Annotated in this window: 17 protein-coding genes; 14 read left to right on the top strand and 3 right to left on the bottom strand. The window is 38.8% G+C overall.

All coding sequences use genetic code 11. The features are described 5' to 3' along the window. Positions 1-8 precede the first annotated feature (8 nt). From priA to KZC02_RS13095, 7 genes are all read left to right on the top strand, one after another. A complete protein-coding gene (gene priA / locus KZC02_RS13125; RefSeq protein ID WP_221394510.1) occupies positions 9-2504 on the top strand; it encodes a primosomal protein N' in 2496 nt (831 codons plus the stop codon). 27 nt (positions 2505-2531) lie between these two features. Next, complete coding sequence (gene pyk / locus KZC02_RS13120; protein ID WP_221394509.1) at positions 2532-3971, top strand: pyruvate kinase; 1440 nt, start codon at positions 2532-2534, stop codon at positions 3969-3971. Between the two features lie 164 nt (positions 3972-4135). Beyond that, positions 4136-4759, top strand: coding sequence for a Uma2 family endonuclease (locus KZC02_RS13115; protein ID WP_221394508.1), 624 nt, complete (start codon positions 4136-4138; stop codon positions 4757-4759). 151 nt (positions 4760-4910) lie between these two features. Next, positions 4911-5285: a BlaI/MecI/CopY family transcriptional regulator gene (locus KZC02_RS13110; protein ID WP_221394507.1), complete on the top strand. Its 375-nt coding sequence runs from the start codon at positions 4911-4913 to the stop codon at positions 5283-5285. 12 nt (positions 5286-5297) lie between these two features. After that, complete coding sequence (locus KZC02_RS13105; RefSeq protein ID WP_221394506.1) at positions 5298-7097, top strand: TonB family protein; 1800 nt, start codon at positions 5298-5300, stop codon at positions 7095-7097. A gap of 4 nt (positions 7098-7101) precedes the next feature. After that, on the top strand, positions 7102-9012 hold the full coding sequence (locus tag KZC02_RS13100) for a M56 family metallopeptidase (protein WP_221394505.1): 1911 nt from the start codon (positions 7102-7104) through the stop codon (positions 9010-9012). Between the two features lie 133 nt (positions 9013-9145). Continuing rightward, the gene (locus KZC02_RS13095) at positions 9146-10168 is read left to right on the top strand and encodes a Gfo/Idh/MocA family protein (protein WP_221394504.1); all 1023 of its coding nucleotides are present in this window, start codon (positions 9146-9148) and stop codon (positions 10166-10168) included. Positions 10169-10248: 80 nt separating this feature from the next. On the opposite strand, the gene KZC02_RS13090 is transcribed toward KZC02_RS13095, so the two are convergent. From KZC02_RS13090 to KZC02_RS13080, 3 genes are all read right to left on the bottom strand, one after another. Further along, positions 10249-10641 (bottom strand): biopolymer transporter ExbD, encoded by a 393-nt coding sequence (locus KZC02_RS13090; RefSeq protein ID WP_221394503.1) that lies wholly within the window; start codon positions 10639-10641, stop codon positions 10249-10251. Between the two features lie 44 nt (positions 10642-10685). After that, complete coding sequence (locus KZC02_RS13085) at positions 10686-11366, bottom strand: MotA/TolQ/ExbB proton channel family protein (protein WP_221394502.1); 681 nt, start codon at positions 11364-11366, stop codon at positions 10686-10688. Between the two features lie 119 nt (positions 11367-11485). Beyond that, positions 11486-12094 carry a Uma2 family endonuclease gene (locus KZC02_RS13080; RefSeq protein WP_221394501.1) on the bottom strand — a complete coding sequence of 203 codons (609 nt, stop codon included), beginning with the start codon at positions 12092-12094 and terminating at the stop codon, positions 11486-11488. 239 nt (positions 12095-12333) lie between these two features. Between KZC02_RS13080 and KZC02_RS13075 the strand changes: the two genes are divergently transcribed. The 7 genes from KZC02_RS13075 (at position 12334) to KZC02_RS13045 (ending at position 17353) form a co-directional block, all read left to right on the top strand. Beyond that, a complete protein-coding gene (locus KZC02_RS13075; protein ID WP_221394500.1) occupies positions 12334-12687 on the top strand; it encodes a hypothetical protein in 354 nt (117 codons plus the stop codon). 143 nt (positions 12688-12830) lie between these two features. After that, positions 12831-13655 (top strand): MbnP family protein, encoded by an 825-nt coding sequence (locus KZC02_RS13070; RefSeq protein ID WP_221394499.1) that lies wholly within the window; start codon positions 12831-12833, stop codon positions 13653-13655. Beyond that, positions 13645-14811 carry a cytochrome-c peroxidase gene (locus KZC02_RS13065; protein ID WP_229254265.1) on the top strand — a complete coding sequence of 389 codons (1167 nt, stop codon included), beginning with the start codon at positions 13645-13647 and terminating at the stop codon, positions 14809-14811. The genes KZC02_RS13070 and KZC02_RS13065 overlap by 11 nt, the downstream gene beginning before the upstream one ends. Positions 14812-14822: 11 nt before the next feature. Beyond that, entirely contained in the window at positions 14823-15731 is a 909-nt protein-coding gene (locus KZC02_RS13060) for a hypothetical protein (protein ID WP_221394498.1), read from the top strand. 25 nt (positions 15732-15756) lie between these two features. Next, on the top strand, positions 15757-16242 hold the full coding sequence (locus tag KZC02_RS13055) for a hypothetical protein (protein ID WP_221394497.1): 486 nt from the start codon (positions 15757-15759) through the stop codon (positions 16240-16242). A gap of 5 nt (positions 16243-16247) precedes the next feature. Then, on the top strand, positions 16248-16877 hold the full coding sequence (locus tag KZC02_RS13050; protein ID WP_221394496.1) for an SCO family protein: 630 nt from the start codon (positions 16248-16250) through the stop codon (positions 16875-16877). A 146-nt stretch (positions 16878-17023) separates the two neighbouring features. Then, entirely contained in the window at positions 17024-17353 is a 330-nt protein-coding gene (locus tag KZC02_RS13045; RefSeq protein ID WP_221394495.1) for a DUF6787 family protein, read from the top strand. Positions 17354-17567: the final 214 nt, after the last annotated feature.

Below are 17567 nucleotides of genomic sequence, written 5' to 3'. Positions count from 1 at the left end.
CACAACCAATGGCCTCTCTTTTCGAGGAAGAAACCACTTTATTCGCCGATTTAATATTACCGGTTCCTATACCTTCACTTTTTACTTACAGAGTGCCAAGGGAAATGAGCGAGCTGATCACGGTTGGCGCAAGGGTAATCGTACAATTTGGCCAGAAAAGGATTATTACTGCTGCTGTGGCACGTTTGCATACAAACCCACCAGTAAAATATCAGGCAAAATATATTCTGGAATTACTGGACGAACAGCCGATCATTACTAACAGACAGCTTGAACTTTTCAATTGGATAGCAGAATATTATCTGTGCAATATTGGTGAAGTGCTGAATGTAGCTCTTCCGGCCGGACTTAAAATTACCAGCCAGTCGCGTATCCAGTTTAATCCTGAATTTGATTACTATGAACTGCTTACGGACGAAGAACATGTGATCCTTGATGAAATAAAAAAACACCAGACGCTTTCTTATGAAGAAGTGGAGCGATTGATGCAGAAGTCCAATATAACTTCACTCATTAAGTCCCTGGTTGGTAAAAGGGCAGTGATTCTATTTGAAGAAGTAAAAGAAAAATACAAACCCAAAGTGGTAAAAAAGGTCAGGTTAACTTCTGCTTTTCTTACTAATGAATCGCTTGTGCAACTTACTTCGTCACTGGATAAAATTCCCAGGCAACAGGAAATCCTGATCCGTTACCTAAGCTACATCCCGGCTTACAATAATCCTGACCTGAACCTGAAAGGGCTTGATAAATCCATTTTTTTAAAGAATGATGGTTTGTCAGATTCTGCATTGCAAACACTTATCAAAAAAGGGATTTTCGAACAGTTTGAAATCTTTATTTCCCGCTTTGACGATATTACCATGGATAAGCCCGTGGAAATCCTGCTTACTGAATCCCAAAAAAAGGCATCCAGTGAAATTCATGACCTTTTTACTAAAAAAGAGGTCGTGCTGCTTCATGGAATCACGGGAAGTGGTAAAACAGAGGTATACATTGAACTGATCAAACAGGTTCTGGAAAGTGGTTTACAGGTTTTATTTCTTTTGCCGGAGATTGCACTTACCACGCAGATTGTTGTCAGATTAAGAAAAATATTCGGCGATACAATGGGAATTTATCATTCCAAATTCTCGGATAATGAACGTGTGGAAGTCTGGAAAGGAATTCTGGACGGCAAATTTCAGTTTGTAGTCGGCGTTCGCTCTTCCGTTTTTCTTCCTTTTGACAATCTTGGACTGATCATTGTGGATGAAGAACATGAAACTTCATACAAACAACATGATCCTGCACCTCGTTACAATGCCCGCGATGCTGCTGTAATGATGGCTTATATGCATAAAGGCAAGGTTTTGCTCGGCTCTGCTACACCTTCACTGGAAAGTTACTATCACGCCCAAAGCGGACGTTATGGACTTGTGGAAATGACAGAGCGGTTTGGCAATGCAGCATTACCTACTTTTGAGCTGATTGATACTAAAAAAGAGAAAAAGCAAAAAAAGATGAAAAATGAATTTTCATCCGTTTTGCTGGAACACCTGGAATACAATCTTAAAAATAAAGAGCAAACGATCCTCTTTCAAAACCGCCGGGGATACTCCGCTTATGTGCAGTGTGAAGAATGTAACTGGATCTCCGAATGTATCAATTGTGATGTAAGCCTCACCTACCACATGAAAGTGGGCGAACTTCGCTGCCATTATTGCGGGCATAAAGAGGAAGTACCCAGAACATGCCCTAATTGCGGCTCTCCCAAAGTCAAAACAATGGGATATGGTACCGAAAAAATTGAGGATGAATTACATAACATTTTCCCCGGAGCGCGTGTACAGCGCATGGATCTGGATTCTACACGTGCAAAAAATGCGTATCAGCAAATTATCCAGGAGTTCGAAACGGGCGGGATCGACATCCTGGTCGGAACGCAAATGGTCAGTAAAGGCCTTGACTTCGACAATGTAAGTATCGTTGGGATTTTTGATGCTGACCGAATGATTCATTTTCCCGAATTCAGGGCATCAGAACGCGCTTTCCAGATGCTGACCCAGGTAAGCGGCCGGGCAGGAAGAAGAGCGAATAAACCTGGTAAAGTATTGATCCAGACTGCTAATACCGAACAGAAATTACTCGACCGGATTGTGAAAGGGGATTATTCCGGCATGTATGAAACTGAAATCGCTGAGCGTGAAAAATTCCACTATCCACCTTTTACCAGATTGATAAAAATTACGGTTAAACACCTGGACGAAGCTACTTCTAAGCGTGCAGCGGTGCTTTTGGCTGAAAAATTAACAGTTAATTTGGGCGCAAGCAGAGTACTTGGACCACAGCCACCGCTCGTTGAAAGAGTAAGAAATCTGTTTTTGTTCGACATTCTCATTAAACTTGAGCGAGAAAAGATTAATTTTAAGGCGGCAAAGTCATTTATCCAAGAAAAGGTCATTGATATTTTGACCGATAAGACGCTAAAAAGTGTCTACGTTGTCATTGACGTGGACTGTGTATAAAATCAATTTAATACTGCATATTAACCTATGTCTTCCAAAAAAACCAGAATTGTTGCTACCGTCGGTCCAACTTCCGAAACAAAAGAAATGTTATATGCCTTGGCTAAGGCTGGAGTAAACGTATTTCGTCTGAATTTCTCACATGGTACGCATGCTGATCACCTTCTCAGACTGAACACTATTCGTGAAATTAATGAAGAATACGGACTGAACCTTGCTATTTTACAGGATTTACAAGGCCCGAAAATCCGTATCGGCCTGGTAGCAGAAAAAGACGGTGTTTTGATCGAAGCAGGTAATAAATTAATATTATCAAATACTGAAGTATTAGGTACTGCCGAAAAAGTAAGTACGCCTTACGACGGTATGTACAATGACGTGAAAATAGGTGACCGCGTTCTGATGGACGATGGTAAACTGGAAGTGCTTGTAACTGGTAAAGATGGTTCTGACGTAATTACTGAGGTTATTTACGGTGGTTACCTTAAATCGAAAAAGGGTGTAAACCTTCCTAATACGCGTGTTTCAATGCCTTCTGTTACAGCCAAAGATTATGAAGATCTTGATTTTGGACTGGAACACAATGTTGAATGGGTTGCTCTTTCATTCGTACGTACGGCTTCTGAGGTGATTAAAGTTAAAGAATATATTGCCAGCAAAGGGAAAACAGCAAAACTTATTGCTAAAATTGAAAAACCTGAGGCAATCGTTAACATAGACGAAATCATTGAGGCAACAGATGCAATAATGGTTGCGCGTGGTGACCTTGGTGTTGAGTTACCTGCGGAAGAAGTTCCGATGATCCAGAAAATGATCGTAGACAAATGTAACAAAGCAGGAAAGCCTGTTATTGTCGCTACGCAAATGCTTGAGAGCATGATTGAAAGCCCGCGTGCAACACGTGCAGAATTGAACGATGTTGCTAATTCAGTATTGGATGGAGCTGATGCTGTAATGCTAAGTGCTGAAACTGCTTCCGGAAAATACCCGGTACTGGCGGTGGAAAGCATGACCCGTACAATCGAAAAAGTAGAAACATCTACCAACAGCATTTATTTCAAACACCATGCTTTTGTGAACGAACATTCGGGTGAAAATAAATTGAATGACAATGTGGTTATGAGTGCCTGTCGTTTGGCACGTGATACATCTGCAACGGCAATTATTGGAATTACACGTTCAGGATATACTTCTTACCGCCTTTCACATCATCGCCCGAAAGCTAATCTGATCATATTTACTTCCAACAAAGTATTGATGAATCAATTGGCATTGTATTGGGGAACGAAGGTTTACTTTTATGACCGCGACCAGGATGTATCTACGGATGACCTGATTGAGGATATTAAATTGTTCCTGATCGAAAAAGGTGAATTGCAGAAAGGTGATGTTTTCATTAACACATTAAGTATGCCCGTTTCAAGACAACGTAAAACCAACACAGTTAAACTGAGTGTGGTAGAATAAAAACATAATTAAGGTTTATAAAAAGCAGCAGAGAGTTTCTCTGTTGCTTTTTATATTTATAATCCGGCTTGTTTTACTGCTGTGTGCCATGTTTCAATATTTGTTAGTGAATTGCAGGCTTTACCGATATTCTGCATATATTGGTAAAGTAAACTAATTGAGTCATGATAGCTTCACCAGGCCCACGCAAGGTTTTGCAAAAAATCCCTGCAAAGAATATACCCAGCGTTTTGATCCATGAAATAATAGACGGCAAGCCATTATACCGCAAAGGCTATCGGGAAGTATTGGCCAAAACCAAAAATATCGAGGATATTATGGGTTCAAGTTCTTTGCAGTTTTTTATCATTGATTATCTTCTTGGTATACTTTATCCCAATATTGACAGGACTAAATATATTATTGCGACTAATGAAGCCGGGCTGCATTTAGACCGTAGGAATAACCTGGCAGGGGATATTCTCATTTTTGATAAAAAAGTGCTGACTATTGATAAGATCAATAAACATTATTCAAATGTTCCGCCTAAAATTTCAATTGAAATAGATCTTGATATTGAATTGGAGGGATTTACTGAACACAGCTATATTTTTCTTAAAACCAGGAAACTATTGGAATTTGGGGCCGAAAAGGTCATCTGGTTTTTGAGTGAATCTAGAAATATAATGATTGCTACGCCGCATGGCAATTGGGAAATACAGGATTGGGATAAAGACGTTGAAATTTTTGATGGTATAATCTTCAATGTAGGGAATTATTTAAAACAGGAAGGTTCGGAATTTGCCTGATCAGTCCAGATGAGAATTTAAGTAAAAAACAATGAGAAATCTTCATTGTTTTTTTATTTGATTTAAATAACTAATAAAATAGTTTTGAAACTAATAAAATAGTAATAACTTTGAAAACCAATTTTAATACAGGTAATACAAATATATAACAATGGAAATACGCACATTGACCCGCGCAGAGGAAGAGATTATGCGCATTCTCTGGCAATTGAAAAAAGCTTTTGTAAAGGATATACTTGCCGAAATGCCGGAACCGAAACCAGCCTATAACACGGTATCAACTATTATCAGGATTTTAGAGAAAAAGGAAGTTGTTGGTTACACGGCCTACGGAAAAACCCATGAATACTACCCGCTGATTAGTGAAGAAGAATACAAACGCTTCGAGATGCAGCAGCTGATGGTCAATTACTTTGATAATTCTTTGCCAAACCTCGTTTCATTTTTTGTAAAAGAAAATGATCTGAAATCGAAAGATCTCGAAGAGATTATGAAACTGATCAATGAACATAAAAATGAACCTTAATTATTGTTTGTTATGGAAATTCTTATTTATGCAGGAAAAGTAAGCTTGTACTGGACGTTATTTTACGTTTGTTATCAGTTATTTCTTCGCCGGCAAACATTCTTTGTCTGGAACCGGATATATCTGATTGCCTCACTTCTTATTTCATTTGCGCTTCCTTTTATAATTTATCCCGAATCTGCTCCTGCAATTCCCGTTATTTATGAAGTAAGCAGTCCGTCATTTGTTGTTTCAACAGTTCAGAATGAACAGGTTTCACTATTTACCTGGACAAATCTCGTTGGATTGCTTTACATCACAGGCATATTGTTCATGAGTTTTAAATTGTATAACCATGTCCGTCAGCTTAATGGCTTTCTAAATGAAGGTGAACAAATAGATATGGAAGTGGGTAAAATCATTTTGATCAATTCGAACCATGTCGGTTCTTTCTCATTTCTAAAATGGATCGTTGTAAACCGTAACGATTATGAAAATCATTTTGATGCCATTTTAAGGCATGAGATGGTTCACATGCAACAGGGCCATAGCTGGGATATATTGTTCATTGAATTGATGAAAATATTATTTTGGTTCAACCCGATACTGATACTGTATAAAAAATCCTTACAGGAAGTACACGAATTTCTGGCTGATGCCGAAGCTGCCAACCGGGAAAATTATGCAACATTTCTGGTCTCTTATGCTTTAAATGCACCAATTGCCTCGTTGACTAATCATTTTTTCAAACCATCTCAAATCAAAACCCGGATTCAGATGATCTATAAAAATCGTAGTTCTAAATGGCTATTAAGTTCTTATTTAGCAGCAGTATTACTTATAGGAACAATAGCTCTGTTTGTTGCTGGTTGTGAGCGGGAGAAATATGATGCTGAAAACGTCAGTAATGAGAGTATGGATAAGGTTTCAATAAAAGGCAGAATTGTTGATTCGGATAAAAAAGGCATTTCAGGTGCCATGATTGTTGCCGGGAAGCATAACGGAGCAATTACAGACAGTGAGGGTAATTACACGATCCAGGCCCCGGAAAATAGTTCGCTTAAAATAAGTGGTAAAGGTTTTCAGAATTTAACCGTTCAAATCACCAATCAGACTTCAATTTACGCTGTGTTAGCACCTTTGGGACATAATAGTTTAAAATCATATGCATATCTGAGCGAGAATTCGGCTCCGGAAAATGTGAATGTAACTGACAGGAAAATTTTCACAGTGGTTGAAGAGCAGCCTGAGTTTCCTGGTGGTACAAAGGCTATGTATGAATTTCTGGGTAATAATATTAAATATCCCGAGGCAGCGGCAACAGCCAATGTTGGCGGACGTGTATTCCTGTCCTTTGTAGTTACCGCGACTGGCGAAATTGAAGATATTATAGTTTTGAAAGGTGTCGGTTACGGATGTGATGCAGAAGCAGTAAGAGTATTGAAGGCATTTCCAAAATGGCAGCCAGGTAAGCAAGGTGGAATTCCAGTTAATGTGCGCTATAATTTGCCCATCAACTTTGAGCTGAAAGGTGCCAAAAAGGTATCAGATATTAAAAAAGTGTTTAATAATCCTGATAAATCCGAAGCGGCATTGATGACAAATGGCAGAATAATTGAATCATACCAAAAAAATAGACAACAATTGATCAGTGTTACCGGGGGCAATCCTGTTTACGTTATTGATGGGAAGATTGAAGAAGATCCTGATGTTATAAAGAAAATTGATTCTGAAAAAGTGCAGTCTGTATCTGTCTTAAAAGACCAGGCCGCTATAAGTGCATATGGAGAAAGAGGCAAAGGTGGAGTGGTATCTATCATTATGAAAAAATAGTAAAATGGAGTTATTAATTTACTTAGGGAAAGTAAACTTGTACTGGCTCTTATTTTATGCATGCTATTGGTTACTCTTCCGTAATCATACATTTTTCCAATGGAACAGATTCTATCTGAGCGGATCTTTGCTGATTGCATTCATTTTGCCAATTGTGAAATTTCCCGGGCCCGTAGAAATCGTCATTCCCAAAACCGTTTACAGTGCCTCCATAACGCAGGTTCCAATAATAGTTTCTCCAATTTTAACAGCTACTTCTATAATTCCTGACCAACCCGTGGAATGGATATTCATTGTCCGGATAATGTATGGCTTTGGTGTTTGTTTCATGCTTTATCAATTACTTCGTGGATTTTACAAGATATTTTCAATCATAAAACAGGGCGAAAGCATAAAATTCGAAGATTATAACCTGATTTTATTACCTGATTATCAGCCAGCCGGTTCCGGTATCGGGTCATTTTCCTTCCTAAAATGGCTGGTTGTAAGTTGTAATGATTACGAAAATCATCTTGATACCATTCTCCGACATGAAAGCATTCATATCAAACAGCGCCACAGTTTAGATATTCTGCTTATCGAATCGCTCAAAATTGTATTTTGGTTCAATCCTGTATTATGGTTTTATAAGCATTCCTTACAGGAAGTACATGAATATCTGGCAGATGAAGAAGCTCCGAACCGGGAGCATTACACAACTTTTCTGGTCTCCTATGCTTTAAACTCTCCCGTTAAGTCGCTCACCAATCATTTCTTCAAATCTTCTTTACTTAAAACACGGATCAGGATGATTTATAAAAACCGTACTTCGAAATGGTTATTAAGTAAATACTTCATAATCATTCCTGTTATCGGAATTATGACGGCTTTAACTGCTGCGCGTAAACATGCGATAATGCCAGCGGAAATAAAGATTGTCCGATCCATCAAAGAAACTCTGGATCTGGGAGAACCTTTTGGTAGTGCAGCGAATCATTCAGTTCAAAAATCCAATGTACAATTGAATCATGAATCCCAAGAGGAAAAAGTGATTGTAAGGGGAACAGTCAAAAATGAAAACGGGAATTTTGTTCCGAATGCGACTGTAATTTTGAAAGGATCAACCAGGGGAACTCTAACAGACGAGAATGGCAAATTTGAATTAAAAGACGTCCCAGCATTTAGTCAGATTGTTGTAAGTCATGTCAATTACCAATCCTATGAAATCAGAATAGGGAGGTCAAAATTTTTAGATTATACTGTTAAACTTATATCCGAACAGAATGTTATTGATGGAGTCGAAGTTGCCGGTTACACACCAACTATCCATACTGACAGAGAGGAAAGCCAACAAAACCCAACAAACCGTATAAAAGAATTTTCTGTTGTTGAAGAAAAAGCAGAATTTCCGGGAGGAAACCCAGAGATGATAAAATTCCTGGCTCAAAATATCAGGTATCCTTCTGAAGCTTCCAAAGCCAACATCAGTGGAACTGTACTAATCTCTTTTATTGTGAACGAATATGGAGAGATCCGGAAACCTAAAATTATTAAAGGATTGGGATTTGGGATAGATGACGAAGCAACCAGGGTAATTTTGAATATGCCCAACTGGAAACCTGCCATACAAAACGGGAATCCATTAAGAAGTGAATACAGCATATTTATTCGGTTTGCACTTAACAAAACAAATTCGAATGGTACCAGCGACAAACGCCAGGGTTTTAACAATTATAACAAAACAGAGGAAACTGAAGCTGAAAAATATACGCTTCCAACCATGACAGAAATTGGAAAATTTCTCAGCAGGAAGGTTGAATATGTTGACGACATTGTGTTAAATTCTGAGCCTAATAGTAATCAGTTCAAGCAAACGACTTCTACTTTTATGAATTACAGCGTGCAGCCAGCACAAATTACAACAAGGAAGCCTTAGAAAAGGAGTAAATAATTGATTTTATACTAAATGCCCGCGCTTTCCAAGCCGGGCATTTAACTTTTTATGGCAACTGTAAATTATGTTTCGATATTTTTGTTTAAAATAAAACTAACCTAAACACCTCAACTGAATGTCACTTCTCAAAGCAGCCATTATTGGTGGCGGACATATTGCCGATCAAAACCATATTCCGGCATTAAAGGCATTAAAAGACCAGGTAGAAGTCATTGCTGTTTGTAGTCGTGATATTAACAAAGCAAGAGCGCTGGCAGAAAAATATAATATTCCGTTTGCATTCGACAGCGCTGAAGAAATGTTTAATAACGAGCAAAAGCCTGATCTGGTCATCAATTGCACTGCTAATAATCTGCACTATCCGTATACGATGCAGGCACTTGAAAACGGGTGCCACGTGTTATGCGAAAAACCACCTGCAATGAATGCGAAGGAAGCAAAAGAAATGGCTGATCTCGCACAGGAAAAAGGAAAAGTACTGGCTTATAATTTTCAGCGGAGGCAATCGCCGGAGTATATTTTATTGCAGAAATTTCTGCAACAGGGCAGGTTTGGAGAAGTATATCATATTAAGGCTAATTTTCTTCGACGCAGAGGAATACCAGGCTGGGGTAATTTCACAAATAAAGCCATTCAGGGTGGTGGGGCACTGATTGATCTGGGTGTGCACGTTTTGGATCTTGCATTGGGTATGCTTGATTATCAGATGCCAGATCGCATTGTAGCTAATGTTTATGATTTCATTGGAAAAGCAGGTGGCAAGGGACTAAAAGGGGACTGGGATCCCGAAAAATTTGAAGTGGAAGATGCCTGTTTTGCTTATTTGTCTTTTCCGGATAATGCAAGTATCATGCTTTCCAGTTCATTTGCGTTGAACAGACAGGAAGAAGAAACGGTTAATCTTGAAGTTTTTGGCACGAAATCAGGCGCTATATTACGTCCGCTTTCGATATTTACTGAGGTGGCCGGAGAACTGGCGGATGTATCTTTTCCATATCTGACGGAAACCGACATTCAGCTTCAAAATACTACCGCGTTTGTTGATGCTTGTAATGGGAAGGCAAGCAATATTTGTTCAGCAGAAGAAGGTGCCATTTTACAGGAAATTATCGAGAGAATTTATCAGAGTGCAAAATAAAACGCCTTGTGACTTTTGTTCACAAGGCGTTTTATTTTGGTTTTTTTCGTAATATAAAAAGAGAGCAGGTTCCGACGAAGCTATTTTGATGTTGCCATTACCATTTTAATTTCCTGCTTGGCTCCAAGTTCCAGTACATCCACCAGATCCTGAACCGCAAGGTTTTTATCTACTCTGAGAATAATGGTCTTGTCTTCTGTTCCGGCGAATATATTTTTCAGCTCTAATTCCAGATTTTCAAAAGGAATTGCCTGTTTATCAATATAATAAACTTTTTTATCGTCTACTGACAAGGTAATTTGTTTTTTGTACATCTGCTGTGAAGCCGACGCTTTTGGTAACATCAGTTTGATCACGTTCGGATTGGACATCGTGGAAATGATCAAAAAGAACAGCATCAGGAAAAACATAATGTCGCTGAGGGAGCTCGTAAATACCTCCGGGGCAAACCGGCTCTTCCGACGTATCTTCATATAACAATTTTCAATGAGTGAATGATAGAATGAGGACTGTTATATTACTTTGAAGCTACTGGTTTCTGCAGTACATCAAGGAAGTCCGAAGCCGCCATTTGTAACCTCAAAGCAAAACGGTCAATTTTCATATTCAGCAAGTGATAACCCGCATAAGCGATCAGACCAATGATCAGACCTGATCCGGACGTGATCATTTTTTCATACATACCGCCTGCAATCGTGCTGATATTGAAATCATTGGATATGGAAATGTCATAGAAAATACGAATAATCCCTGAGATTGTACCCACAAACCCAAGCATAGGTGCTATACCCGCAATTACACCGAGGTAGGCAAGATTTCCTTCCATGCGCTGGATCTCTATCTGACTGGCATTTTCAATGCTTGTTTCAATATCTTTGATCGGATAACCTATACGACCAATTGCGCGTTCGAAAATACGGCCTGCTGCATTGTGCTGATTCCGGCAAGACGACTCCGCAGATTTAAGATTTCCCTGCTGAATAAAATCCTTTACATTGTCCACAAATTGTGGTTCTATCTTTCCATTTGACCCAATTCCTAAATAACGCTCAAAGATTATAAAAAGAGTGGCCACAAAAAGCAGCCCGAGAGGAAACATTACCCAGCCTCCTTTTGCAAGCAGATCAATAATAGAAAGTCCCTGGCTAGCGGCTGGTGCTGCCAAAGTAGAGTCAGTAAGTGCTTGTAGAAGCATCATATTAATAGTGAAAGTGAACGATTAAGCGTATAAAATAGAGGTCAATCCGGTTAGAAAACAGCTTTGAACATAAACGGTACAAGGCCCGGCTTATTGTTTAAGGGGCAAAGATAGAAAAATTACGCTTCACGCGTAATCCATCCTTCTTTTACATTTTCGGTACCGTCGTATAAATCAGACAAAAGAAGGGATGCTTCGATAGATTGAATAGTTGTAGTATCGGATAGTTTGTAGGCTGATTCTGCCAATAGCCAATGATTATCTTCTGTTCGTCTGTAAATTTCAACGCCCACATTTATTGAGTTTACGAGAATATATTCCTGCAAACTTTCAATATCCCGATAATGGCGAAATTTATCCCCCCGATCATAAGCTCCTGTGCTGTCAAAAACAACTTCAATAATGACAGTAGGGTTTATGATTGTATTTTTGTCCTTTTCTGAGTATTTATTCGGTCCGCATATCACTGCAATATCCGGATAAGTGTAAAGAGAATTTTCAGGAATGTGAATACGCTGATCACTTGAGTAACTGCGGCAGCTTTTCCTTCTTTTTAAAATAATACCAATTTCAATAGATACATTTTCTTTAATACGATTATGATTTGGTGTGCCGCCTGCCATCATAAATATCTCTCCCCGGAAATATTCACTTTTATAAACGGCTTTTTCTTCCATTTGGAAGTACTCAGTTTCTGTATAAATTGTTTGTGTGGCAGTTGGCATCATAAAAAGGGTGTTTTAACAAAAATAGCGAAACCTAAACGGAATTAGGGTTAAGGTATCAAATGGTAAAAGTATATGATTTTGAATTCTTGTCTGGAACCCGATAAATTTTCAAAATTTCGTCAGCCGTATTGATTCGGTATATACCTTTGCCCCGAAATACATTTATCTGTATTCTATTCGTTAAGACTATTGTGAAAAGTTCGGTCAAACAATTGATATCTCTCAGTCTGCTGAGCCTTATGCTTGTAAAAGTATGGGTGATACCTTTGTTGTATCTGGATTTTGAAATTCGCCGGGATTACATTGTTGCCAATCTCTGCGTAAACCGCAATCGTCCGATGATGAATTGTAACGGAAAATGTTATCTCGCAAAAAGGTTAGCGGAAGCTAAAAAACAGGAAGAAAAACAAGCAGAAAGTGATTATCTCACCAAACTTTTTTCTTCCGCGACAGATTTATCAGCACTTGTCGGTTCTGATCTCAACAAATCTGAATACGTATTTATCACGTTGGAACCGGTTAAATTCAATTTTAATACCGCTTTCAGATCTTTCAACCACATACAGGATATTTTCCATCCTCCTCTCGTTTAATTATTTCCTTTAACTTACTGGTTTGCGTTAACGTTTCCTTTTTCAGGAAAATAGCGCTTATTTATCATTCAATCCAACTGATTTAAAAACAATCTGTTACGTTGGGTGTACTTATCTAAACAATTATTTTTTATTACAAAATCATGAAATTCAAATTTTCATCTATATACTTATTCCTGTCTTTAATTGCTCTTTCTTTTGTTTTAACATCCTGTAACGACGACAATGATCCGGTTGTTGATCCAGCTACAACAGGTAGTTTAAGAATTGAATTTGACAACATTGTAGGAGACAGGGACCTGGTTCTAAATACCGGAACTTACAAAAATGCAGCGAATCAGCCCTTCACTGTAACCAAACTGAATTACTACGTATCCAACATCAAACTGCTTATGGCAAATGGCAGCAGTTTTGTTGTTCCACAGGATTCAAGCTATTTCCTGATCCGTGAAGCTGATGCAGAATCACAGGAAGTAACGATCAACAATGTGCCATCCGGCGAGTATACCGGCGTTGAATTTATGATCGGTGTGGACAGTTTAAGAAGTGTGGCAGATGCTTCAAAACGTAAGGGGATTCTGGATACGGGTTCAGGCCCTACCAACGAGGAAGCAATGTATTGGGATTGGAACCCGGGATATATATTCCTGAAAATAGAAGGTACTTCGGATTCAACAACATCAGCAAACGGTAAATACTACTATCATATCGGTGGCTTTGGCGGACGTACTGAAAAAACCATCAACAACCTCCGTACTGCTAAGGTTGATTTTGGAGGTAAAAAGGCAATTGTTACACCAGAACTGAGCCCGGAAGTACATTTGATGGCTGACGTTCTGAAAATATTCAGCGGCTCAACACAATTAAGTATCAGTAAATATACCAGTGTCATGTTTGAAGATTATTCGAAAAATATTGCTGATAATTATGTGAATATGTTCACACTAGATCATATTCATGCAGATTAAATCTGATTTTCATTTTTATGCAATGAAAAATATCCTGTTTTTGGGTGTCGCGGTTGTTTATCTGTTTCAGGTACTGGTTTCTTGCAAATCAGAACCTGAAACAGAAACGCCCCTACCCGAACCAACTACGCCTACCCCGCTTAGCTGGACCAAACCTTCCTATTTTCCTGATCCGGTTTACGATCTGTCAAAAAATCAGCTTACAGAAGAAGGTGTAAAACTGGGCCGCTTTCTTTTTTATGACGGAATTCTTTCGAGAACAGATAAAATCGGGTGCGGTACATGCCATCAGCAGCAGGCAGCTTTCACGCATCATGGCCATGATCTGAGCCATGGTGTGGACGATTTACTTGGAACACGGAATTCACCTTCCATTCAAAATATGGCATGGAATACGTCTTTCTTTTGGGATGGCGGTGTGCATGACCTCGATTTGGTGCCTCCTGTTCCTATTCAAAACGAGGTTGAAATGGGAGAAAGAGTTGGTAATGTCGTTGAAAAACTACGTAACACGCCGGTAGCCGGAGCTGCAAAACAGGTGGATTATCCCAAAATGTTTAAAGCTGCATTTGGAACTGATGAAATCAATTCGGACCGTATGATGAAAGCGCTGTCTCAATTTATGATGACTATGATTTCGGCTACTTCCCGTTATGATTATTACTTGCAAGGTGATGTATCGGCACTTACAACGGAGGAAAAATCAGGATTGGTGCTCTTTAAACAAAATTGTGCAACCTGTCACAGCGGCGAACTTTTTACAGATAACAGCTTTCGTAACAATGGATTGGTTCCTAATAAAATCAAGGATCAGGGCCGTTATAGCATAACTTTAAACGAAGCAGATCGGCTGAAATTCAAAGTGCCAAGTTTACGAAATGTCGGCCTAACAGCTCCTTATATGCATGACGGACGCTACTATACATTACAGGAGGTACTGGATCATTATGCCAATGACCAAAACAGCAGTTCCACCGATAGTATCTATGATGCACCTTCGCTCGATCCGATTTTGCAGATTTCAGGCCAGAAGAAGGGAATTAAATTAACCGCATCAGAAAAACAATCCATTATTTCTTTTCTGAGAACACTGAGTGACGAACAATATATTACTGATAAGCGGTTTTCTGATCCGGGCGTTGGTACATCATTATAACGAATTCAACTATGAAAATTAAATATATTCTTTTCTATATTCTTCTGTTTCTTTCCCCGGCCACCTTTGCCTGCGATGCCTGCGGATGTTCTAACAGCGGGGCCTATTTTGGATTAATGCCACAATCCAACAAGTCATTAATTGGTGTTCGCTACCAACACCTGAACTTTGTAACACACCCCGACAGCCATGTTTTGCGGACGGAAGAAAGTTTTAATGTTACCGAACTCTATGCGCGGTTTTTCCCAATTAAACGTGTGCAGGTGATGGCGTTTCTTCCTTATCGTTTCGCCCAGCAGATCACCACTTCCGATACAAAAAAGCAAAACGGAATAAGCGACGCAACGGTGCTGATTAATTACAATGTGATCAATACGCTGATGGATAAAGAATCCAGTTCGAGCTTTAATCATACGCTTCTGATCGGTGGTGGGGTTAAAGTTCCGACCGGACGCTTTAAATACGACGAAAATAACCTGACCGATGTAGCCAATGCCAATTTCCAGTCGGGAACAGGAAGTACTGATTTTATACTAAATGCATTTTATACTGTGAATAAAAATCAATGGGGACTTGCCATGAATGCTTCCAGGAAATTCAATACGACCAATGTGGAGCATTACCGTTTCGGAAATCAGCTTTATGGGACGATTGATCTTTATCATTCCTTTCCGATTGGCAAATTTACTTTAACACCCAATATAGGAGTCTATGGAGAAAAATCAGATCTGGGAACCAAAGAAGGTAAGAAAGTACTGGAAACTGGCGGCCGTCTTGTGAGCGGAACAATCGGTGTTACACTTTTTGCCAATCGCTGGACACTGGGAATCAATGCACAGAAACCGCTATCCCAGGATCTTTCAGCAGGTTTCGTTCAGGCGCGTTCACGCGGTATGATTCAGGTGGGCTGGTTATTTTAAGTTTTATTTAACGAAGAAAATTATAATGAAAAAATATGTTTTAGCCACTTTTTTGGCCCTGTTTTTACTTAGCTGTAATACCAATAAAGAGAGAGAAAATACAGAAGAAACTATAAATCATGCACACCTGCATGAAGAGCAAAAGCCCAATGAACTGAACAAAGGCATTATGGCGATTCATGACAGCATTATGCCTGCAATGGGATCACTGATGGATTTACAGAAAAAAATATCTGTTGAAATTAAAAATATGGACAGTTTGCTTGCTGTAAAGTCCAGCGACATATTGAAAGAGAGAAAAGAAAAAGCGCTTCTTCTTCATACACAATTGGAAAAAGCCGATCAGGAAATGATGAACTGGATGCATCAGTACAAAGCCGATACACTAAACAAAATGGATAAAGAGCATGTAGCGGCGTACATTACAGATCAAACACAAAAAATAGAGGCTGTTCGTGACCTGACGCATAAAAGCATAAGCGAGGCGCAAATCTTTATTCAGAAAAAATGATCCACATGAAAAAACTGATTTTTGGTTTGCTAAGTCTGTCAGCCATTTTTGTTATGGGTTGCCAGCAAAAGAAATTGCCATTTATAGGTGAATCTGACATTGTTAAGAAAGTAGTGGATGGTAAGGAAATTGAAGAAACAATTTATCCTTCTATTCCGGCTTTTTCTTTTCAAAACCAAAACGGAGAAACAGTAACAGAAAAAACGTTTGAGGATAAAATTTACGTGGCGGATTTCTTCTTTACAACCTGTCCTACCATTTGCCCGGTCATGAAAAAGAATATGCTTAAAGTGTATCAGGCATATCGTGAGAATCCGGATGTGCGCATTTTATCTCATTCTATTGATCCCGGACACGATACCGTAGCGGTGCTGAATAAATATGCGAATGATTTGGGAGTGACGGGAAATATGTGGCAGTTTGTAACCGGCGATAGGGAGAAAATTTATGAGATCGGAGAAAAGCATTATCTGGTAAGTGCCAGAAAAGATCCGAATGAACCAGGCGGATACATTCACAGCGGTCATTTTGTACTCATTGATAAAGACAAACATATCCGTGGTATGTACGACGGAACAACGGAAGAAGGAACGAAGCAGTTGATTGAGGATATAAATGTATTGCTGGAAGAGTAGATTGTAAGTATATATATTATTTATGTACATAAGTATTATAACTTTTCCACTGATAAAAGTCACTATTAAACATTCATTAAAATCAAGGAAAATTGCGATATGCGTTGTTTCTTTGTGAAAAATTTACAGCTGACTATTAAACACATATGCAAAGCGGAGAAAAAAACGCACAGCCTTGGTTAGGTAAAATGCAGGCAAAATGGGGATTGGAAACAACCAGACAGGTTTTGTTAGTATTAGCCGTTTTTAGTTTATCAGGATCATCCGTAGTTTGGCTTCGCAAAGGCCTCTTCTACCTTTTAGGATATGATGAAACCACACCGATGTGGCTGAAAACCATCACATATATTCTATTTATATTTCCGACTTATCAGAGTCTTTTACTTTTATATGGTTTTCTTTTAGGACAGTTTTCATTCTTTTGGGAAAAAGAGAAAAAAATGTTCCGATGGATTGCAGCGAAATTTAATAGATAACAGAATAAGATTTTTATTTAAAAAGGACAGGTTGCGCTATTTGCCGCGGCCTGTCCTTTTATTTTTTAAGATAAGCACTTTATAAATGGATCCAGGAATTAATTTGGTGTCCGGTCTTGATTATTCGGGAATAAAAATGGATTATTGCGTATAATATACGTTTTTATCCTTCATAGAGAGATTTGGAAACTCAGAATCACTATCAAAAACACGC

This window comes from Dyadobacter sp. NIV53 (genome assembly GCF_019711195.1).
Taxonomy (GTDB): Bacteria; Bacteroidota; Bacteroidia; order Cytophagales; family Spirosomataceae; genus Dyadobacter.
The sequence above is the reverse complement of the archived record's forward strand: the minus strand, read 5'-3'. Positions and strand labels throughout refer to the sequence as shown.